A 20,033-nucleotide genomic window follows, 5' to 3' on the forward strand; every position below is an offset into this window, starting at 1 on the left:
TTCCGGCTCGGACTAAATCGACATCAGCAGCGCTGTTACGTCGTCCGACTTTTTGAAGTGTGCCGATTCTTCCGCAAGCTCCTCATGCTCTCTGATCCGGTCCAGAACCGACCGCAGCCCCGCCCTGAGCGACGCCTCCAGCAGGGCACTCCAATCCGAATAGATTCCGTAATCCTGGAGCCAGCAGTCCGGCAAGGAGGAGTAGAAATCCTATCGCAGCCGTAACGGCAACACGCCGCCGCTGATCGTTATTGATGAGAAGAAAGAATGATGAGAACACTATAATCAGGGCGCCAGCCATAGCAGTGACCAAGCGAACCGCCACCGGGCCGGTGGCTTGACTGGCGATATTCGCTGTACTGGCCACGAACGCGACCACACCAGCCAACAGGCCGAGAAGCTCAAGCTGCTGTGTTCTGAACTGGCTCATCTCGTTGCGGAACGAGTCTCGAGATCTCACCCACTCCGCCCGCTGGGAAAATACATCGATCTTCACCCGTGTCGTCTGGTACTGGGAAATTCTTCGCAGATAATCCAGACCTTCTCTGGGCTCCAGTTCGATGGCCCTGCGAACGAGGCTACGCGCCGTGTCAAAATCGTTCTTCAGGCATAGGATTCGCGCCTTGGTCTCGAAGTAGTGAGCAACTCGGCCGTATGACAACGTGATAGCACGGTCCACCGAGGATTCGGCCTCTTCCAGCTCCTTCGCCTGAGGCGGAGAGTCTCTCCTCTCCAAGTACTCTGCCATGAATTCGGCAACTTGATGCTGGACGCCTGGAACATCTCTCAGCAATCTGGCGGCTTCTCGCGAATGCTCGATCGCCTGAAGCAGGCTCGCCAGTTCCCCTTCCAGGCGCAGGATCACCGCACGGAACGTATGGAAGTAGGGTTCACTTCCGAACTCTTGCTCATTTCTGTTGACCAGCTCGGCGTATTCCGACAGGCGCTCTTCTCTGCGTAATCTCAGCAGTACCGCATATAATGCACAAAAGCGCATGGCGGCTGGCTTGGTCGAATCATTGCAGATTCGTCGAAATGTGTTCTCGGGATTTCTTGTGCGATCAATCACCCTGCGGATTTCCTGCAGGAATGAGGCGTCGCCGGTGGGAGGCAGGGCCGACAGGGCTTGTTCCACCTCGACCGTTCCCGAGTAAAATGCTGCAGCCATCAATAAATACCTTTGCTTTTGGTGTGTCTGCGATCGAAGCTGAAGCCGTCGTTCAGGTGCGCATGGGGCGAGTCCTCGTTGACAAAGAAGAGCAGTCTTGCCCCTAATCGGAAACCGCTGAACGCCGTTCTGCCGTGTAAAATCCGATGGTTATGAATTAAGTAACCGTCTCCTGGCCGAAGGCGGAACTGCTGTGCACTGCAACGCGCCTGGTCGAGATCTGCCAGCAGGAATTTGGACTGCCGGGAGGAGGCTTGCGGCTGTGCGACTTCATCATCTCGGTAACGAATGACCACGGATCTACGATCGCTGACCGTCAGTACCTTGTGCTCCTGCCCAAACTGGCTGCTGGAGAGCCGGAGGTCGTTCTCGATGGAGTGCAGCGATTCCAGGTCGTAACGGGAAAGTATGGGCTTCGTGTCGATCAGGATTGAATCTCCGCCGTCCGACGCCTCTCGGATCATGAGAAAGCATAGAATTGATGGCGGATAGTTGTGCAGGCTTCGATCCGTGTGTGGCGCCAGAGCAGCACGACTGAATCCGGATAATCCTGGCGTGCGCTGACCGTTCAGGAGCGGTGAGATCATGGTCCACGGAGTGGCGGGTGAATCCGAATGGCGAAAGACCCTCAGCTCACGGCGGAATATCCTGATCACATCGTCGCAATCTGCTGCAGAGAGGAAGGCGATCCCCTCCGTATCCAACAGTGCCAGCAGTTGGTGCGCGGTGATTGAGTCACCCGAACGGCTTGTGATGTTCATCGACACCTGCCCTCCGTCACGGATCGTATCGGCCTGTCGGGCCCGTGATCGGCATATCGCTCAGAAGGTCGATGGCCCGGAGCGTCATGACCGCCAGCCTCGCGGGCACGAAGATGCCCGCCAGGGATGTCTCTTTGTCCGAGGTGCACCCTGCCCTGTCATCGCTGTTCGTCTTAAGATCGCTACTCTGCGTACGAGGGGGCTGGCTATGGCAGTTGGCGGATCGGCGTCGCGGCGGGCGCAGGAGGCGCGGCGGCAGGAACGGTTGCTGAGAGAGCAGTGGCAGGCCGCCCAGCAGCAGGCCAGGCGCTGGAAGGCGGCCCACGAGGCCGAACGCAGGGTTACGGCACAGCTGTTGGTCCTGACCGCGCGTGGATGGCGATTGTTGGTGGACCGGCGATGGCCGGGGTCGCGGGCGGCCAACGCGGACATGTTGCTGATCGGTCCTGCGGGTGTTTATGTCGTCGACGTCAAGAATTGGCCGTCTGCACCGGAGACTTCCGAGGGAACGCTGTGTGTCGGTGGCGAACCGCGTGACGAGCAAGCCGACAAGCTCCTGGCTGTGACGAAGGTGACCGAGTCCGCGGTGGCGTCCTTGGGAATGTCCCCTGTCGCGGTCCGACCTGTCATGGTCTTCGCCGGGCAGCGCGTCGATGCCGAGCTGGGCAGAATCCGGCTGCTGGGTGAGCACGAGATCGGACCGGCACTGCTCTCGGAGCGTCATCGGGTGCGTGCCGAATCCGTGCGTGCCCTTTGCGACCTTCTGGAGCGGATCTTCCCCGAGTACGAGGACTCCTCCCTGTCGCACGAAGCACCGCCTTCACCACGGCCGGAGCCCCGAGACGAGTCGTCCGACGGACTGTTCGACCTCGGCGCCCTGCGCGACGCGGCTATGGAAGAAGTGCTGCGGGCCCCGATCGAGCAGTGGATGACCTTCCTCGACTCCGACCAGGTGGCTCTGGTACGCCGCAACTGGTCCGGTCCCGCGCGGATCAGTGGTCCGGCAGGTACCGGCAAAACGGTCGTCGGTCTGCACCGCGCGGCTCACCTGGCCCAGCGCACCACGGGCCGGATCCTGTACGTCACCTTCGCCAGCAACCTCCCGCGCGTGCAGGCCACCTTCCTCAAGGCCATGTCTCCTGCAGTGTCGGACAGGGTGGACTTCCGCAGCCTGCACTCATGGGCTCAGGAGTATCTGCGCGGTTGCGGTGTCACGGCCCGGTTACACGGAGAGAAGGCCAGGACGGCGTTCAGCCTCGCCTGGAAGCACGTCGGCCGCGAGAGCTGTCTGGCAGAGATCGACCCGACGCCCGCCTATTGGGAGGAGGAGATCGATTACATCATCAAGGGGCGCGGCATCAGCTCGTTCCAGGAGTACGCCACCGTTCCTCGCCGACGTCGTCGTACGAGCCTGCGACGTGTCCATCGGCAGGCTGTCTGGGCTCTGTACGAGGCCTACGAGACACTCCGCAATGAGCGCGGCGTACACGACTTCAACGACATCCTCATCCTCGCTCTGGCAGAGGCCCGCCGCCGTACCGAGGAACGCCCTTACACTGCTGTGATCGTCGACGAGGTCCAGGACCTGACCCTGATCGGGGTGAAACTCCTCCACACCCTTACCGGCGACGCTCCCAACGGCCTTCTGCTGGTGGGGGACGGCCAACAGGCTGTGTACCCCGGCGGGTTCCGCCTCTCCGACGCCGGCATCGACATCCGCGGCGGCCGGGGACAATTGCTGCGCAACAACTACCGCAACAGCAAGCCGATCCTCGACACAGCACTTGCCGTCGTCGCCGAGGACTCGTTCGAGGACCTCGACGGGCTGCGTTCCTCCGGCCGCCGAGACGTCGATATGACCTACCTCGAAGGCCAGGTGATCAGGGTGTCGGAGCGCAGCCCGTCCGAGCACGACCAAGCCCTTGTGGCGGCCCTGCACAGCTTGCCGCCGGGAGCCCGCGCGGACGCGGCGGTGCTGTGCCCCTCCAAGCGCGCCATAGGTCACTACCAGCGGCTCCTCGAACGGGCGGCCATCCCGGTCTGCCTGCTGGAACACTACGACGGCCACCCCGTCGACGCGGTCAAACTCGGCAGCTACCGCCGGGCGAAGGGCCTGGAGTTCAAACGCGTGTACCTGCCGCACCACGATGCGGCTCTGTCCCAGGGGCCTGCGGCGAGCGGCGAGAGACTTCCTGAAACCACTCAGGAGCGCGATGAACTTCTACGCAGTCAGTTGTTCGTTGCCATGACACGGGCTCGCGACGTGCTGTGGCTCGGCAGTGTCCAGCGATAGCCAGGCGTTCACCGAAGCCGCCATCTGTTGCCCACGCCTCGCCGGAGGCGTGGGCGTCGGGAGCGGCGGCCTACGTCAGGGGCGACCACTCGTCCGCGTCGGCTTTCGGCAGTCCGGGAGTTTCGATTCGGGGGTGATCACCGGCGCGACCTCTTCGTCGAGGGCGTAGCAGAGCTGGGCGTGCAGCAGCTCTGCCTCGGCTGCCGTGAGGCGCAGGGCCAGGTCCGTTTCGAATTTGGCGTCCCTGCACAGCCACAGGTCGATCGTGAGCGTGCCGTCCTGCTCCCGTCGGACCGGCCTGCTGGGGACTCGGCTGATCTGCATCCTCATGCTGACGCTCCTGTAAGGCGTTGGACACTGTGGGGTCGGAGGGTGACAGGAAAACTACCCTCCGACACCAAGCTAGCCGCAACCCTGCTGATACATCAACGTTGATACCCGAAAGGGTGAAGCCGCGCGTCGACGTCAACGCCCGTCACACCAGATCGTCAAACTCCCCGTCCTTCGCCCCCGCCAGGAACGCCGCCAGCTTGGCGGGCGTCGTGGTGACCACGACCCCGGGGTCGTCGCTCTCCCTCAGGAGTATTCGGTCGTCCATCACCGCCACCTCCAGGCAGTTGCCCGATGGCTCGGAGTACGTCGACTTGCGCCAGCCGATGTCCGGCACCCTCATCACATCCTCACAGTTCCTGCAGCACCTTGCGGATGAAGTCGCGTGACGACCCCTGGTCCAGGGACCGTTGCTCCATGCGGTCAAGTACAGCGCGGTAGTTGGTGCGGTGGGTCTCGGAGTCCAGGAATGTGACCCCGTTGGGGATGTCGATCTGGACGGTATCCAGCTGGTGGACCGGGCCGTTCGCGTACATCGTGGAGCTGCCGGCAGTCGTGAAGCCCCCGGCCGAGAACGGGATCACCCGCAGAGTCACCCGTTCCCGTTCCGACTGCTTCAGGAGCTCTTCCAGTTGCCGGCGCACCACGCCACGGTCGCCGAAGAGCATGCGCAGAGCTGCCTCGTGGAGGAGGAACGAGCAGTCCGGGGGCTCGGGTCGGTCGAGCAGTTCGCGGCGGCGCATACGGAACTCAATCTGGAGATCGAGGACTTGCGAGGCGAGGGGCGGTACGGCCTCGGCGAACACCGCCCTGGCGTAGTCCTCGTGCTGGAGCAGGCCGGGGAGGTGCGTGATCTGCACGTGCCGCAGGCCTGCGGCGTGGTGCTCCAGCTCCGCCAGGTCCAGCATGAACGAGGCCATGGAGTCCCGGTACTCCTGCCACCATGTGATCGCGGGCCGTTCCCTTGCCATGGCGGCGAGCGCGTCCACGTAAGCCTGGTCGGGGCACGAGTAGTTGGCGGCCCACACCCGAACGCGGTCAGAACTCACTCCGAACCGTGCCGACTCGGTATTGCTGATCGCCGTCTTGTCGACACGGTGCAGCACTGCAGCTTCCGCCACGGAGAGCCCGACCTGCTCACGCATCCGCCGAAGCTCAGCCCCAAGTCGCCGCTGACGGGCGGTAGGAGGCTTACGGATGGCCATGAGGCCCCCTTTCTGCCGCACCGCGGCCTGCCGATCCATATCGGCTGATGCTTCACGAGCAGGCAAGACTCAAGCAAGCGCGAGCATCAACGGGTTGACGGATGCGGCACGGCTCTCGAAGCGGAATTCCGGCGTGGCGCAGGGATCGATCAAGGCCCGGAGTGCAGCGCCTCGGCCAGGCTCTCGATGAGTTCGAGGGTCGGGTCGACACTGCTCTCCTCGATCCGCTCTATCTCCTCCACCGGCAGACCCGCCCGGTCCGCGAGTTCCGCGCTGCTCAGACCGAGCGCCGAGCGCCGTTCGTAGACGGCAACAGCGAAGTCCATCCGCCGTCCGGCGGCGCAGTAGGCGGGATCCTCCCGGTGCTCGGGCGGGACACTCCAACTGGTGTGGTAGCCGCTGCTCATGTTGCCCCCTCGCCCCTACTGTAGGTGTCGTGCCCGCTCGCAGGTGGATGCTCGGACGGAATGCCTTGGACATCTACAACGGGACTTATTCGCCATGACGTACAACCTCCTCACCGTGGAGCCTCTGACTCTCGACGCCGTCACGGCAGTACTCGCCCGGTGTCTGCACGTGCGCGAGCAAGAGGTGGACGCCGCCGACGAGGACACCGACCAGGAACTGCGCAACTGGGACGCTCTGGTGTTCTGCGACAAAGTGACGGTGCAGGGCGATGTGTCGACGTCCCTGGACGTCTACGTCCAGGAGTTCGTCCAGCCCCAGCCGAGTGAGCGGGAAGTGGCGTCCGCGTTCGCCCGGGAGGCAGGCACCGTGGTGCTCTTCCCCGCCGAAGAGGTGCGGCCGAGCGCGTACTGGCTGGCCACGCCGGACGGGCTGGTCACGCGGGCGCGGCTTTATGAGTCCGACGACGAACAACTTCGCCGCACCATCGACAGGGTCGAAGCCCCCGTCGCAGGGCTTCCGCACCTCACCGTCGCCCGTATCCCCGAGATTGTCGGCGAACAGCAGATCGCCACCCCGCTGGGGGACGCTTTCAAAGCGCACCTCGACCCTATGTACCCGGAGGAGACCAGCACCCCCGGAACGCCGTTCTGGAAGGCACGTAGTTGCCTGGGCGCCTGGGAGAAACTCGTCCGGCAGATGGAAGCCGCCTGGGAACCGACCGGCTGGCATCCCTCCGACCTCTACCGTGACCGCCTCGAAGCACGCGACGAGTTGGAACAGCTGCGCACCCGACTGCCCGAGAACGTGGCGGCCTTGCTCCGGAACGCCCTTGATCCCCTGGACGCCCTCTTCGCAGAGCTGACCGTCGACGACGCCGACGGACTGCTCCGCAAGGAACTGCCTCGTGCGGAATGCGACACAGCGGTTCACGGATGGTGGTGGAACCGCCGCCCGGACCCCCTGCCCTGGTGAGCCGACGGATGCTGCCGGCCCAGGGCAGGCCGGCAGCATCCGTCGTCGTGGTCGATCGCGTTCCTGGGGGCTGCGCGCCGCCTACAGGAACGAGTTGACCTCGATCGTCTCGTCGCGGCCCGGGCCCACGCCGATCGCGGAGATCGGGGCTCCGGACATGTCTTCCAGGGCCTTGACGTAGTTCTGGGCGTTCTTCGGGAGGTCGCTGAAGGTCTTGGCCTTCGTGATGTCCTCCGACCAGCCCGGGAGGTTCTCGTAGACCGGCTTCGCGTGGTGGAAGTCGGACTGGGAGTACGGGAGTTCCTCGACGCGCTTGCCGTCGATCTCGTACGCCACGCAGACCGGGATCTGCTCCCAGCCGGTCAGGACGTCCAGCTTGGTGAGGAAGAAGTCGGTCAGGCCGTTGACCCGGGTCGCATAGCGGGCGATCACCGCGTCGAACCAGCCGCAGCGGCGGTCGCGGCCCGTCGTCACGCCCACCTCGCCGCCGATCCGGCGCAGCGCGGCGCCGTCCGCGTCGAACAGCTCCGTCGGGAAGGGGCCGGCGCCGACGCGGGTCGTGTACGCCTTCAGGATGCCGATCACGCGGGTGATCTTCGTCGGGCCGACGCCCGCACCCGTGCACGCCCCGCCCGCCGTCGGGTTCGAGGAGGTGACGAAGGGGTACGTGCCGTGGTCGATGTCGAGCAAGGTGCCCTGGCCGCCTTCGAAGAGGACGACCTTGTCGTCCTCCAGCGCCTTGTTCAGGACCAGCACCGTGTCCGCCACGTACGGCTTCATCTTCTCGGCGTACTCCAGCAGCTCCGCGACCACCTGGTCCGCGGCGATCGCGCGGCGGTTGTAGAGCTTGGTGAGCATCTGGTTCTTGACGTCGAGCGCTGCCTCCACCTTCTGGGCGAGGATCGACTCGTCGTACAGGTCCTGGACCCGGATGCCCACGCGGTTGATCTTGTCCGCGTACGTCGGGCCGATGCCCCGGCCCGTCGTGCCGATCTTGCGCTTTCCGAGGAAGCGCTCCGACACCTTGTCCACCGTCACGTTGTACGGCGTGATGATGTGCGCGTTACCGCTGATCATGAGCTTGGACGTGTCGACGCCTCGCTCGTTCAGACCGCTCAGCTCGGAGAGCAGGACCGACGGGTCGATGACGACACCATTGCCGATGACAGGCGTACAACCGGGCGACAGTATTCCGGAAGGGAGAAGGTGAAGGGCGTACTTCTGATCGCCCACGACCACCGTATGGCCGGCGTTGTTGCCGCCCTGGTAGCGGACCACGTAGTCCACGGACCCACCGAGCAGGTCCGTCGCCTTCCCCTTGCCCTCGTCACCCCACTGAGCACCGAGCAGCACAAGTGCGGGCACGCGCGTACACCCCTTCCGGGCGGGGCATGTCCAAGGTCAGGGGCGTGCGCGTAAGGTTCATCGCCGCGTACCACTGCGACCGCTGTTGGTCGCACAACCGTCGGACCGGATGCCCCGGAATAGACGAAGCCCCTGGCGCAATAGCGCAAAGGGGCTCTTGCACAAAGATGCTACCCGAGGAAGCGAGGCATGGCCGAGGTGGCGACTTTCGCGGCTTCCGACCACTTGCTGGTCGTCATCGATCCTGCCGCCCGCCGGACGGACGGAGAGTCCGTCCGGATTGCGAAAGACGTGCTCAGCGCCGGTGCACACACCAAGGTGTGTCTCCCGGAGAACGCCTCCGAGTTCGCCCGCGCCCTCCAGCGCCGGGGGTCCCGGCGGCCCGTCGTCGTCGGCGACGATCACGCCCTCATCCGCGCCGTCGCCGTGCTGCACCGGCAGCGAGAGCTGGCCGGATGTGTGCTCTCCGTGGTGCCCGTGGGGGGCTCCCTGAGCCTCGCGGAGGCCCTCGGCGTGCCCACGGGGGCCGTCGCCGCCGCCCGCGCCGTGCTCGACGGGGTCGAACGGCGGCTGGATCTCCTCGCCGACGACAGCGACGGGGTCGTCCTCGGCGGCGTGTGCATTCCGCCGGTCTCGGGGCGGGTGGGGGGCGGCAGCACAGTCGCCTCCCCGTCCGGGGCGGGCTCCTCGTCCGGGGCTGGCTCCCTGTCCGGGGCCGCCACCGTGCAGCAGAACGGCCATGGCGCCCACGAGACCCATGGGCACGCGTTCGGGCAGGGGCACGGGCATCCTTGGCTGCGTACCACCTACCAGTCGCTCGTACGGTCCCTCGGGTCGCGGCCCGCCCGGGGCTCGGGGCCCGCGCCCTCCGTGCCCGTCCACGGGCCCGCCCGGCTGCGGGTGCAGGTCGACGGGGCAACGATCGTCGATCTCGACCAGCCGGTCGCCGAGGTCTCCGTGACCGCCGGGCATTCCGGGCTCGCCCAGGTCGCTGTACGGCCGTGCTCGGTCGGGGCCGAGGCGGCCCTGCTGCTGGCCTCCGGGCAGACCGTCACCGTCACCGGGTCCGACTTCCGCTACCGGGCCGACGCCGCCGTCTCCGGTCCGGTACGGCGGCGGACCTGGCGGGTGCTGGAGGGGGCCTGGGGGCTCACGGTGCCCGCTACGTCGTAGCGCCCTTCGGTCCGCCCATCGGTCCGGCTTCCTGCCGCACGCCCCGCAGCAGGAAGCCGACCATGCGGCGCGGGTCGTAGCGCGGGTCGTCGTCTCGGCCGATGCAGAGGTTGCCGATGCCGCGCATCAGCTCCACCGGCCGGATGCCCGGCACCACCTCGCCCGCCGCCACCGCCGCGTCCAGCAGCTGCTCGCACACCGGCACCAGGCGGTCCAGGAAGTACACGTGCAGCGCCTCGAAACCGCTGCTGTCCGACCGCATGGCGCCGGCCAGCCCGTGCTTGGTGACCAGGAAGTCGACGAACAGGTCGACCCATCTGCCCAGCGCCTCGAACGGCGAGTCCTCCTCCGCCAGCAGCGCCGGGCCCGCCTCCGCGCAGGCCTCCACCTGGTGGCGGTAGACGGCGACGACGAGATCCGCCCTGGTCGGGAAGTGCCGGTAGATCGTGCCCATGCCGACGCCCGCCCTGGCCGCGATCTCCCGGATCGGCGCGTCCACGCCCGACGTCACGAACACCGCAGCGGCCGCGGCCAGCAGCGTCTCCTGGTTGCGGCGTGCGTCCGCCCGTTTGGGGCGGGTGGCGGCCACGGCCACGGGGGTCTCCCCGGACCGGTCGTGGCCCCGGTCATCAGTGGGCACCGCGTTCTCCTTCCGGACGTCGGGCTTTGACAAAGCGGAACAGCGTTCCGTATCGTTCCCGAGGTAAGTGGAACGTCGCTCCGTTTCGCGCACAGTCTAGCCGACGCCCGACGCCCGACGTCTGTCTCCCGTCCTGCGTGCCTGGCGGCCTCCGCCATCCCGCCATCGAAGGGATCACCCGACCATGAGCGCAACACCCCGCCCCACCGCCGTCCCCACCACCCCCGTCCTCTCCGTGGCCCCCGTCACCCTGCCCGCCCCCGGCCGCCCCGTCGACCTCGAACTGCGGATCACCGCGCCCGCCACCGCCGACGGCGACCTCCCTGTGATCCTCCTCTCGCACGGCCAGGGCTACTCCCACCACCTCTCCTCCCTCAACGGCTACGGCCCCCTCGTCAACCGCTGGGCCGCGCACGGCTTCGCCGTCGTCCAGCCCACCCACCTCAGCTCCCGCACCCTCACCGGCCACCCCGCCCTCAGCCCCGACGACCCTGACGCACCCATGTACTGGCGCTCCCGGGCCGAGGACATGAGCCGCGTCCTCGACCAGCTCGACGCGATCGAGGCCGCCGTCCCGCAGCTCCCCGGACGCCTGGACCGCGACCGGATCGCCGTCGCCGGGCACTCGATGGGCGGGCACACCGCGAGCCTGCTGCTCGGAGCACGTGTCACCGATCCGCGCGACGGCACCGTGCCGGACCTGGCCGATGCCCGTATCAAGGCGGGTGTGCTGCTCGCGGCGCCCGGGCGGGGCGGGGACGCGGTCACCGAGTTCGTGGCCGAGCACTACTCGTTCTTCCTGACCATGGACTTCTCGCGGATGGCGGCGCCCGCGCTGGTCGTCGCGGGCGACAAGGACGCCTCCGAGCATCTGACCGTCCGCGGCCCGGAGTGGCACACCGACCCGTACGTCCTCTCCCCCGGGCCGAAGTCCCTGCTCACCCTGTTCGACGCCGAGCACGGACTCGGCGGGGTCTCCGGGTACGACGTCGCCGAGACGACCGACGAGAACCCCGCGCGGGTCGCGGCGGTCGCCGATCTCAGCGCCGCCTACCTCCGCAGCAGGCTCCGCCCCGGAGACCCGGCGTGGCAGACCGCCTGGCAGACCGCCTGCGACGCCCTCGCCACCGGGACCGATCCGCTGGGGCGCCTCGAGTCCAAGTAGCGGACACACCACACCACTTGACGTCCCCCGGAGAACAGCGGCTCACGTCCCGAAGGTCTGCTCCCGGTGCACCCGCCAGCGTTCCATCATGGCCGAGATCTCGCCCTCGACGAACTCGAAGAAGGCGAGCGTCTCGGCCATGCGGCGTCCCGCGGGGGTCTCGGGACCGAGGCTGGCGACGCCGTCGCGCAGGGCGGCCTCCCAGCGGGTGATGACGGCCTCGCGGTTGGTGAGGGCCTCGTACCACTGGTTGCTGTGCACCCGGTAGCGCTCGCGCCGGGAGCCGGGTTCGCGCTCCCGGGACACCATGTGCACCTGGGAGAGATAGCGCACCCCGCCGGACACCGCAGCGGGGCTGACCTGGAGCTGTTCGCCGATCTCGGCGGAGGTCATCGTGGCCTCGTCCGACGCGAGCAGCGCGGCGAAGATACGGGAGGGCATGCGCTGCATACCGGCCTCGACCAGCTGGGCGGCGAAACTCTCCACGAACTTGGACACGGCCTCGGGGTCCCGTTCGGCGGCGCCGGCTTCCGCTGCCGCCGCTGCCGCCGCTGCCGCTCCGGCTGCTTCTGCTGCTTCCGTCATAGCTGGATCATCTCCCCTTCACCCACCCGGGATCCGCCCGTTCCGCGCATCCCGCCAGGGGCCGGACACACCACCCGACCCCGTTCCTCTTTTCACACTTCCTTAACTTCACAAATTTCTGAAAGAAGCGTACTTTCTGAGCCATGACCACGGCAAACTCCGCCATCGAGGTGTCCGGCCTGCACAAGTCCTTCGGCCGGACCCACGCTCTCGACGCACTCGACCTGACCGTCGAGACCGGCGAGGTGCACGGCTTCCTCGGCCCGAACGGCGCCGGGAAGTCCACCGCCATCCGGGTGCTGCTGGGCCTGCTGCGCGCCGACGCCGGCACCTCGCGGGTGCTCGGCCGCAACCCCTGGAAGGACGCGGTGGAGGTGCACCGCCGGATCGCGTACGTCCCCGGGGACGTGACCCTCTGGCGCAATCTGTCCGGCGGGGAGGTCATCGACCTGTACGGCAGGCTGCGCGGAGGACTCGACGCCAAGCGCCGCGCCGATCTGCTCGAACGCTTCGAGCTGGACCCGACGAAGAAGGGCCGCACCTACTCCAAGGGCAACCGGCAGAAGGTCGCCCTGGTCGCCGCCTTCTCCTCCGACGTGGACCTGCTGATCCTCGACGAGCCGACCTCGGGCCTGGACCCCCTGATGGAGGAGGTCTTCCAGCGCTGTGTGGAGGAGGAGCGCGAGCGCGGCCGTACGATCCTGCTGTCGTCGCACATCCTGAGCGAGGTCGAGGAACTCTGCGACCGGGTCAGCATCATCCGCCGCGGCCGCACGGTCGAGACGGGTTCGCTGGCCGATCTGCGCCACCTCACCCGCACCAGTGTCTCCGCCGAACTCGCGGGCGCCCCCAACGGGCTGGCCCAGCTGCCCGGCGTCCACGACCTCGACATCCAGGGCAAGCGGGTGCGTCTCCAGGTCGACACCGACAAACTCGACGCCGTACTGCGGCAGTTGAGCGAGTCCGGCGTGCGGTCGCTGACGTCGACTCCGCCGACGCTGGAGGAGCTGTTCCTGCGCCACTACCAGGACGACGAGGTGGCGCGATGACCACCGCTGCTCTGGCAGTAAGAGCCCCGGGTGGCTCACGCCAACTGGCGGGCACGGGAATCCTGTTGCGCTTCGCGCTGCGCCGCGACCGGGTGATGATCCCGGTGTGGGTGGCGGTGAACGCGCTGATGGTGCTGTCGATGCCAGGCACTCTCAAGAGCCTGTACAGCACCCCGGCCGAACGCGCCGACCTGGTGCACCAGATGACCACCAACTCCTCCTTCCGCGCGCTGCTCGGCCCCGCCTTCGGCGACTCGCTGGGCGCGCTGACGGCCTGGCGGGTGGGCCTGACCGCGGGAGAGCTGGCGGCGGTGGTCAGCCTCCTGGTCGTCGTACGGCACACCCGTGACGAGGAGGAGAGCGGCCGGCAGGAGCTGATCTCGTCCGGGACGGTGGGCCGACGCGCCTCCCTCACCGCGGCCTTGCTGGCGGCGGCGGCCGCCAACGCAGCGCTCGCGCTGCTGATGACGGCGGGCCTGGCCGCACAGGGCACTGCCGGGGCGCTGGCGTTCGGGCTGGGGCTCGGGGCCGTCGGCATGTTCTTCGCCGCGATCGCCGCGATCACCGCCCAGCTCACCGAGAGCGCGCGGCTGGCACGGGGCATCGCCGCGGCCGCGCTGGGTGCGGCGTTCGTGCTGCGCGCGGCGGGGGACTCGGTGTCGGACGACGGCTCCTCCGCCTTCACCTGGCTCTCCCCGCTGGGCTGGCTGGAGAATCTGCGCGCCTTCGCGGGCGAACGCTGGTGGGTCCTGCTGCTCTTCGCCGTGGCGATCGCCGTACAGATCCTGGTGGCCTACACCTTGGCCGGCCGCCGTGACGTGGGGATGAGCTTCTTCCCCACCCGCCCCGGCCCCGCCGCCGGCTCCCTGTCCTCGGCGGGCGGGCTCGCATGGCGGCTCCAGCGGGGCGGTGTGCTCGGCTGGTCGATCGGCTTCTTCCTGGCGGGCGTGATCTACGGCGGGCTCACGGAGGGCGCGGCGGACCTGGTCGGCAACAACAAGAACGCGCGGGAGATCTTCCAGCGGATGGGCGGCCACACCGCCCTCACCCACGCGTTCGTGGCGGCCATGATCGGCATGCTGGGCCTGATCGCCTCGCTCTACGTCGTCTCGTCCGTGCTGCGGCTGCACGGCGAGGAGACCTCGGGCCGGGCGGAACCGGTGCTGGCCTGCGCGGTGAGCCGGCTGCGCTGGGCAGCGGGCCATCTGACGATCGCCTTCGGCGGCTCGGCCCTGATCATGCTCCTCGCCGGTCTGGGCTTCTCGATCGGCTACGGCAAGGAGTTCACCGCGGTCCTCGGCGCTTGCGTGCTGCAACTGGCGGCGGTGTGGGTGATCGGCGGAGTGGCGGTCCTCTTCGTCGGCGTCCTGCCCCGCGCGGCGATGGCCTCCTGGGGCGTGGCGGTGACGGTCCTCCTGATCGGCTGGGTCGGCCCGGCCCTGAAGGCCCCCCAGCTCGTCCTGGACCTCTCCCCCTTCGGCCACCTCCCCAAGCTCCCCGGCGCCCCCATGCACTGGACCCCGGTCCTGCTCCTCCTGGCCGTGGCAGCAGCCCTGGTCACGGCGGGGCTGGCGGGGCTACGGCACCGGGATGCGATCACCAACTGAGGGGAACTTCGTCAGTCGACGTACTGCTTGAGCTCCTCGGTGTCGAGTTCGATGCCGACGGGCTCAGGCAGGGTGATCTTGTCACCGAGCACCGCCACATGGATGTCTCGGTAGCCGACCTCCGGGTCCGGGTTGCTGTGCACCAGGATCGAGAGGTGGTCACGGTCGATCAGCAGGTAGACGGGGATTCCCGCCTCCCCGTACGCCCGGGGCTTCTCCACGCGGTCGCGGTTGTGGGTGTCGGAGTCGAACGAGGTGATCTCGACCACCATCAGCACACCGTGGGTGTCAGCCCAGTCGCCGTGACCCACGAAGTGATCGACAGGGGCCAGCACACCGTCAGGGCGGGCTCGGCCCTTGCGGTAGGTCGCCACCTTCAAACCCTGCAGCGGATTGAGATCGAGCTCGGGCCGGACACGCATGCATTGCCGGATCAGCCACATGGTGATCGCGCCATGGTTTCCGTTCGTCACTTTCCTGAGTCCGATCCGTCCGTCGATGAGCTCGAACCTGACGGTCTCGTCCTCACCCTCGGCGAACTTGGCGATCCGCTCGAACATGTCCACCGACAACTGAGACGACGCACGCTCTGCCATAACCGTCATGGTGCCTCCCTTCGCAGGCAGGCACCAGCGTGTCCTGCCCGCGGCTCCCGGTGGCCGGAATCGCCCCCCCGTTCAGCCAAACGGATGATCAGCGCAGCTCCACCTCCAGCCCCGCAAGCCCCCTGATCACGAAGTTCGGCTTGCGGGCGGGTTCCGTCGTCGGGGTCAGGGTCGGGGCCCGGGTGAGGAGGGCTCGGAGCGAGGACGTCAGTTCCAGGCGGGCCAGCGGGGCGCCCAGGCAGTAGTGGATGCCGGCGCTGAAGGAGATGTGCGGGTTGTCCGGGCGGGCGAGGTCCAGGCGGGCGGGGTCGGTGAAGACCGCGGGGTCGTGGTTGGCGGAGCCGAAGAGCATCGCGATCTCCGCGCCCCGGGGGAGGGTGGTGCCGTCGATCTCGATCTCGTCCAGGACCCAGCGCTCGAAGAGCTGGAGCGGGGTGTCGTAGCGCATCAGCTCCTCCACGGCCGTGGGGATCAGGCTGTGGTCGGCGCGCAGTGCGGCGAGCTGGGCGGGGTTGCGGAACAGCGCCCACCAGCCGTTGACCGTGGCGTTCACGGTGGCCTCGTGGCCCGCGTTGAGGAGGAGGGCGGCGGTGGCGATCATCTCGGTCTCGGTGAGGTGGTCGTCCTCGTCGTGCGCGGCGATCATGGCGGAGATCAGGTCCTCGCCGGGATCGGTGCGGCGTGCGGTGATCAGGTCACGGAGGTAGGCGGAGAACTCGGCCGAGGCGCGGACCGCGCTGGCGGCCGTGTCCTCGGTCGGGTTCAGCTCGTACATCCCGCAGATCGCCGCCGACCACGGCCGCAGCAGCCCCCGGTCCGCCTCGGGGACGCCCAGCATCTCCGCGATCACCGCGACCGGCAGCGGTTCCGCCACGTCCTCCAGCAGATCGCCGCCGCCCCGCTCCACCAGCCGCGCGACCAGACCGCCGGCGACCTCCTCGACGTACGGTCTCAGCCGCTCCACCGTGCGCGGGGTGAACGCCTTCGACACCAGGCGCCGGATCCGGGGGTGGTCCGGCGGCTCCAGTTCGAGCATCCCCTGGTCGTTGAGGGTGTGGAACGGCTCGTGCTCCGGCGGGGGCGGGGTGCGGCCGAACTCCTCGTGGGTGAAGCGGTGCAGATAGGTGCGGCCCAGGCGGCGTTCGCGCAGCAGTGCCGAGACGTCCGCGTGGTGCGGGACCAGCCACTGGTCGCTGGGCTCGTAGTACAGCACCCGTCCGCGCTCGCGCAGTTCTGCGTAGGCGGGGTACGGGTCCGCGAGGAACGCCGGGTCCCAGGGGTCGAAGGCGAGGCCGGAGACAGGTGCCATGCGGGGACGCTAGCCCGGGGACGCCGCCTTGGACAGGGGGAACATCTCCGCCCCAGGTCAGCGGCCGGTCGCCCCGCTCAGTCCGATCACCCCGGCGTCACCAGCCTCGCCTCGTACGCGAACACCGCCGCCTGGGTGCGGTCCCGCAGGCCCAGCTTCACCAGGATCCGGCTGACATGCGTCTTGATCGTCGACTCGGCGACCACCAGCCGCCGGGCGATCTCCGCGTTGGACAGCCCGTGCGCGATGAGGACCAGCACCTCGGTCTCCCGCTCGGTCAGCTCGCCGTACGCCGAGAACGCCCCGGCGAGCGGTCGCGGCACCTCGGACAGCTTGGCGAACTCCGTGATCAGGCGTCTCGTCACGGTCGGCGCGAGCAGCGCCTCCCCCGATGCCACCACCCGTACGCCCTCGGCGAGCCGGCGCGCGGAGGCGTCCTTCAGCAGGAAGCCGGAGGCCCCGGCCCGCAGCGCCTGGTAGACGTACTCGTCGAGGTCGAACGTGGTCAGCACGAGCACCTTCGCCGCGCCGTCCGCCCCGTCCGCCGCCCGGTCCGTCGCCCCGTCCGCCGCCCGGTCCGTCGCCCGGTCCGCCGCGACGATCTCCCGGGTCGCCTCGATGCCGTTCATCTCGGGCATCCGGATGTCCATCAGGACGACGTCCGGGGCGAGTTCGCGCGTCTGCCGCACCGCGTCACGCCCGTCGACCGCCTCACCGACGACCTCGATGTCCGGCATCGCGTTCAGCAGCACGGAGAAGCCCTCCCGCACCATCACCTGGTCGTCGGCGACCAGGACCCGGATGCCGCTCACTCCGCGTCGCCCCCGCCCGCCACGACCGCCGGCACCGGCAGGAACACCGCCACCTCGTACCCCCCGTCGTCCACCGGACCCGCCGTCATCACACCGTCCAGCATGGTCACCCGCTCCCGCATCCCGGTGATGCCGTGCCCGGCGCCGGGCGAGGAGGGGCGCGGCAGGGCGTCAGCGGGCGGCGGGCCGTTGACTATGCGCAGGCCGAGCCCGCCGAGGACGTACCCGATCTCGACACGCGCACTCGCCCCCGGTGCGTGCCGCAGGCTGTTGCTCAGCGCCTCCTGGACGATCCGGTACGCCGACAGCTCGACGCCCTGCGGGAGTTCACGCACCGCCCCGGTCACCGCCTTCGTGACGTCGAGTCCGGCCTCGCGCACATTGGCGAGCAGCGCGTCGAGGTCGGCGAGGGTGGGCTGCGGCGCTTCGGGGACCTCGTAGTCCTCCGCCCGTACGACGCCGAGGACCCGGCGCAGCTCGGTGAGCGCGGCGACCGCGTTCTCCCGGATGACGGCGAACGCCTTCTCCAGCTCGGGCGGCGGGTTCTCCACCCGGTACGGCGCCGCCTCCGCCTGGATGGCGACCACCGACATGTGGTGGGCGACCACGTCGTGCAGCTCGCGCGCGATCGTGGTGCGCTCCTCCAGCAGCGTACGGCGGGAGCGCTCGTGCGCCGTCACCGTCTGCTGGGCGGTGACCTCCTGTTCGGCGTCCCGGCGGATGTGCCAGACGGTGACGGCGAGCAGGACGATCGCGGAGACCACCGCCATCGAGCCGCCGTTCATGTCGTAGTACCCGCCGCCGAAGCCCGACTCGACGAGAACGCTGTAGGCGGCGGTGACCAGCCACATCCAGCCCGCGATGCGCGGCCGGGTGCGGACCGCCACCACGGTCAGCACCACCAGGTGCGCGGCGAAGCTCCCCGGCATCCAGGGCCAGGAGTCCCAGGGTTGGCTCATGGGCGCGACGAGCGTGGTCGCGGCGAGCGACAGCCAGAAGGCGGCGACGGGCCTGGCCAGGGTGAGCAGCACCGGGGCGAGGGCGAGGGCGCCGCTCAGCACGCTCCCCGGCACCGCGTCGCTGCTGCCCCAGGCGATCAGCGCCGCCAGCAGTCCGCACGCGGCGACCGCGGCGTGCGGGGTCCAGACGGTGTACGGCCGCAGCGCCGCGGGCAGCAGCCGGGCGAGCCGTCCGCCGGCGGCGGGCCTGCGCGGCAGCGGGCGGTAGGCGAACACGTCGTACAGCAGGTCCTGCCGCAGCCCGCGCAGCGCGTCCGCGGCCAGCCGGTATTCCGGGCTGCGGGGGCTGCGGCCGGTGCGCGCGGCGGCCGTCGGGGCCGTGGGGGTGGTCTGCGCCTGGTATGTCTCGGTCACGGGAGAACCGTAGGACGGGGCCAGGGGCGAAGTCGTCAGCAGTGAGAGGGGTTGTGGGGGGTCCGTCTCAGGTACTACACGGTTGCCAGGTCCGTCGTCCCGGCCCCGGTCCGTCAGACCGTCAGTCCGTTACCAGGCCAGTTGGGCTATCTCCTCCGCCACCACCGCGGCCGCGCCGGCCGCCGGGTCGATCAGCGGGAAGTGGCCCACGTCCTCCAGCAGCGTCAGCCCGACCACCTCCCCGGCCTTGGCCGCCGCGTCCGTGTACGCCTCGGCGACGGCCAGCGGTACGACCTCGTCGGTGCGGCCCTGGACCAGGGTCGTGGCGATGCCGGTCGGCAGCAGCAGCGCGGGGTCGGCGTACGGGCGGCGCTCGGCGAAGTGGTCGTCGCCGCCGAGGAGTTGGCGGGAAGCGTTGCCGCACACGGCGAGCTTCTCGGCGACGTCGAAGTCGGCGACCGGGGCGAGGGCGACGACGCCGCGCAGCGGGGCGGGGGCGGGGGTGCGCCAGGGCGAGTCGGCGGGCAGGACGTGCCGGGCGGCAGCCCACAGGGCGAGGTGACCGCCCGCCGAGTGCCCGGTGAGCACGGTACGGCTCGGGTCGGCCTGCGGCAGGGCCTGCCGTACGAGGCCGGGCAGCGCGTCCATCGCGGCGGCGACGTCGTCGAACGTCTCCGGCCACCGCCCGGCGACCGGACCGCCGTCCGAGCCACTGCCCGAGCCCCCGTCCGAACCGCTGCCCGTACCGTCGTCCGAGCCGCTTCCCGTACCGTCGTCCGCCGCCCCGCGCCGGTACTCCACGCTGGCCACGGCGAAGCCCCGGCGGGCCAGGAAGGCGGCGAGCGGGCTGAGGTGCACCCGGTCGTAAGGGGCCCGCCAGGCGCCGCCGTGCAGCAGGACGACCAGCGGCGCCGATTCGTCGGCCGTGTCGCTCGTGTCGCTCGTGTCAGCCGGTACGGCGTCGGCGGCACCCTCGGCCGGGCGCGGGGCATAGAAGTCGATCACCTGGTCGGGGTGGTCGCCGTAGGCGGCCGTGGCGTCGGGATCGACGGGCGGGTGCCCGAAGGCGGACGCCTCCTCGGCGGCGGTCCGGGCTGCGGAGGCAGCGTCGTCCGGCATGCTCCAAACCTCTCTCAAGCCAGGGGAATATTCACCCGTTGGCCGGGACGGTACCAGCCCGTCCGCCATCACGGGCCCACACGCATCACACACG

At 68.9% G+C, this 20,033-nt stretch carries 20 protein-coding genes; 6 read left to right on the forward strand and 14 right to left on the reverse strand.

Features of this window, described 5'->3' with window-relative positions:
* Positions 1-82: 82 nt before the first annotated feature.
* Together ACSYGN_RS18500 and ACSYGN_RS18505 are read right to left on the reverse strand one after the other, a co-directional pair.
* Entirely contained in the window at positions 83-1,168 is a 1,086-nt protein-coding gene (locus ACSYGN_RS18500; protein ID WP_460397009.1) for a hypothetical protein, read from the reverse strand.
* Entirely contained in the window at positions 1,168-1,929 is a 762-nt protein-coding gene (locus ACSYGN_RS18505; RefSeq protein WP_460403552.1) for a TauD/TfdA family dioxygenase, read from the reverse strand. Before ACSYGN_RS18505 ends, ACSYGN_RS18500 begins: the two co-directional genes overlap by 1 nt.
* Between ACSYGN_RS18505 and ACSYGN_RS18510 the strand changes: the two genes are divergently transcribed.
* Entirely contained in the window at positions 1,922-4,222 is a 2,301-nt protein-coding gene (locus tag ACSYGN_RS18510; RefSeq protein ID WP_460397011.1) for a nuclease-related domain-containing DEAD/DEAH box helicase, read from the forward strand. The genes ACSYGN_RS18505 and ACSYGN_RS18510 overlap by 8 nt on opposite strands.
* Before the next feature lie 75 nt (positions 4,223-4,297).
* Here the strand turns inward: ACSYGN_RS18510 and ACSYGN_RS18515 are convergent, their stop codons facing one another.
* The 4 genes from ACSYGN_RS18515 to ACSYGN_RS18530 all read right to left on the reverse strand — a co-directional run bounded on the left by ACSYGN_RS18515 (position 4,298) and on the right by ACSYGN_RS18530 (position 6,164).
* The gene (locus ACSYGN_RS18515) at positions 4,298-4,552 is read right to left on the reverse strand and encodes a hypothetical protein (RefSeq protein WP_460397013.1); all 255 of its coding nucleotides are present in this window, start codon (positions 4,550-4,552) and stop codon (positions 4,298-4,300) included.
* A gap of 145 nt (positions 4,553-4,697) precedes the next feature.
* Positions 4,698-4,895 (reverse strand): DUF397 domain-containing protein, encoded by a 198-nt coding sequence (locus tag ACSYGN_RS18520; RefSeq protein WP_460397016.1) that lies wholly within the window; start codon positions 4,893-4,895, stop codon positions 4,698-4,700.
* A 7-nt stretch (positions 4,896-4,902) separates the two neighbouring features.
* Positions 4,903-5,757, reverse strand: a complete 855-nt coding sequence (locus ACSYGN_RS18525; RefSeq protein WP_460397018.1) for a helix-turn-helix domain-containing protein — start codon at positions 5,755-5,757, stop codon at positions 4,903-4,905.
* 149 nt (positions 5,758-5,906) lie between these two features.
* Positions 5,907-6,164 carry a helix-turn-helix domain-containing protein gene (locus ACSYGN_RS18530; RefSeq protein WP_460397021.1) on the reverse strand — a complete coding sequence of 86 codons (258 nt, stop codon included), beginning with the start codon at positions 6,162-6,164 and terminating at the stop codon, positions 5,907-5,909.
* A 94-nt stretch (positions 6,165-6,258) separates the two neighbouring features.
* Between ACSYGN_RS18530 and ACSYGN_RS18535 the strand changes: the two genes are divergently transcribed.
* Complete coding sequence (locus tag ACSYGN_RS18535; protein WP_460397023.1) at positions 6,259-7,137, forward strand: hypothetical protein; 879 nt, start codon at positions 6,259-6,261, stop codon at positions 7,135-7,137.
* A gap of 81 nt (positions 7,138-7,218) precedes the next feature.
* On the opposite strand, the gene ACSYGN_RS18540 is transcribed toward ACSYGN_RS18535, so the two are convergent.
* Complete coding sequence (locus ACSYGN_RS18540) at positions 7,219-8,502, reverse strand: adenylosuccinate synthase (protein WP_460397026.1); 1,284 nt, start codon at positions 8,500-8,502, stop codon at positions 7,219-7,221.
* A 189-nt stretch (positions 8,503-8,691) separates the two neighbouring features.
* On the opposite strand from ACSYGN_RS18540, the gene ACSYGN_RS18545 reads away from it, so the two are divergent.
* The gene (locus ACSYGN_RS18545; protein WP_460397028.1) at positions 8,692-9,675 is read left to right on the forward strand and encodes a diacylglycerol kinase family protein; all 984 of its coding nucleotides are present in this window, start codon (positions 8,692-8,694) and stop codon (positions 9,673-9,675) included.
* Here the strand turns inward: ACSYGN_RS18545 and ACSYGN_RS18550 are convergent.
* Positions 9,665-10,315 (reverse strand): TetR/AcrR family transcriptional regulator, encoded by a 651-nt coding sequence (locus ACSYGN_RS18550; RefSeq protein WP_460397030.1) that lies wholly within the window; start codon positions 10,313-10,315, stop codon positions 9,665-9,667. The two genes, ACSYGN_RS18545 and ACSYGN_RS18550, sit on opposite strands and share 11 nt — an antisense overlap.
* 184 nt (positions 10,316-10,499) lie before the next feature.
* Between ACSYGN_RS18550 and ACSYGN_RS18555 the strand changes: the two genes are divergently transcribed.
* On the forward strand, positions 10,500-11,480 hold the full coding sequence (locus ACSYGN_RS18555; RefSeq protein ID WP_460397032.1) for an alpha/beta hydrolase family protein: 981 nt from the start codon (positions 10,500-10,502) through the stop codon (positions 11,478-11,480).
* A gap of 42 nt (positions 11,481-11,522) precedes the next feature.
* On the opposite strand, the gene ACSYGN_RS18560 is transcribed toward ACSYGN_RS18555, so the two are convergent.
* The gene (locus ACSYGN_RS18560) at positions 11,523-12,065 is read right to left on the reverse strand and encodes a GbsR/MarR family transcriptional regulator (protein WP_460397034.1); all 543 of its coding nucleotides are present in this window, start codon (positions 12,063-12,065) and stop codon (positions 11,523-11,525) included.
* Positions 12,066-12,208: 143 nt separating this feature from the next.
* On the opposite strand from ACSYGN_RS18560, the gene ACSYGN_RS18565 reads away from it, so the two are divergent.
* Positions 12,209-13,114, forward strand: coding sequence for an ABC transporter ATP-binding protein (locus ACSYGN_RS18565; protein ID WP_460397036.1), 906 nt, complete (start codon positions 12,209-12,211; stop codon positions 13,112-13,114).
* Entirely contained in the window at positions 13,111-14,721 is a 1,611-nt protein-coding gene (locus ACSYGN_RS18570) for an ABC transporter permease (RefSeq protein WP_460397038.1), read from the forward strand. The genes ACSYGN_RS18565 and ACSYGN_RS18570 overlap by 4 nt, the downstream gene beginning before the upstream one ends.
* Before the next feature lie 11 nt (positions 14,722-14,732).
* On the opposite strand, the gene ACSYGN_RS18575 is transcribed toward ACSYGN_RS18570, so the two are convergent.
* From ACSYGN_RS18575 to ACSYGN_RS18595, 5 genes are all read right to left on the reverse strand, one after another.
* Positions 14,733-15,326 carry a Uma2 family endonuclease gene (locus tag ACSYGN_RS18575; protein ID WP_460397040.1) on the reverse strand — a complete coding sequence of 198 codons (594 nt, stop codon included), beginning with the start codon at positions 15,324-15,326 and terminating at the stop codon, positions 14,733-14,735.
* Positions 15,327-15,414: 88 nt separating this feature from the next.
* Positions 15,415-16,635: a cytochrome P450 gene (locus tag ACSYGN_RS18580; protein ID WP_460397042.1), complete on the reverse strand. Its 1,221-nt coding sequence runs from the start codon at positions 16,633-16,635 to the stop codon at positions 15,415-15,417.
* An 86-nt stretch (positions 16,636-16,721) separates the two neighbouring features.
* Positions 16,722-17,447 carry a response regulator gene (locus tag ACSYGN_RS18585; protein ID WP_460397044.1) on the reverse strand — a complete coding sequence of 242 codons (726 nt, stop codon included), beginning with the start codon at positions 17,445-17,447 and terminating at the stop codon, positions 16,722-16,724.
* Complete coding sequence (locus tag ACSYGN_RS18590; protein WP_460397046.1) at positions 17,444-18,820, reverse strand: sensor histidine kinase; 1,377 nt, start codon at positions 18,818-18,820, stop codon at positions 17,444-17,446. The genes ACSYGN_RS18585 and ACSYGN_RS18590 overlap by 4 nt, the downstream gene beginning before the upstream one ends.
* 129 nt (positions 18,821-18,949) lie before the next feature.
* Positions 18,950-19,939: an alpha/beta hydrolase family protein gene (locus ACSYGN_RS18595; RefSeq protein WP_460397048.1), complete on the reverse strand. Its 990-nt coding sequence runs from the start codon at positions 19,937-19,939 to the stop codon at positions 18,950-18,952.
* Positions 19,940-20,033 lie beyond the last annotated feature (94 nt).

It is taken from the genome of Streptomyces sp. YIM S03343, assembly GCF_054729195.1.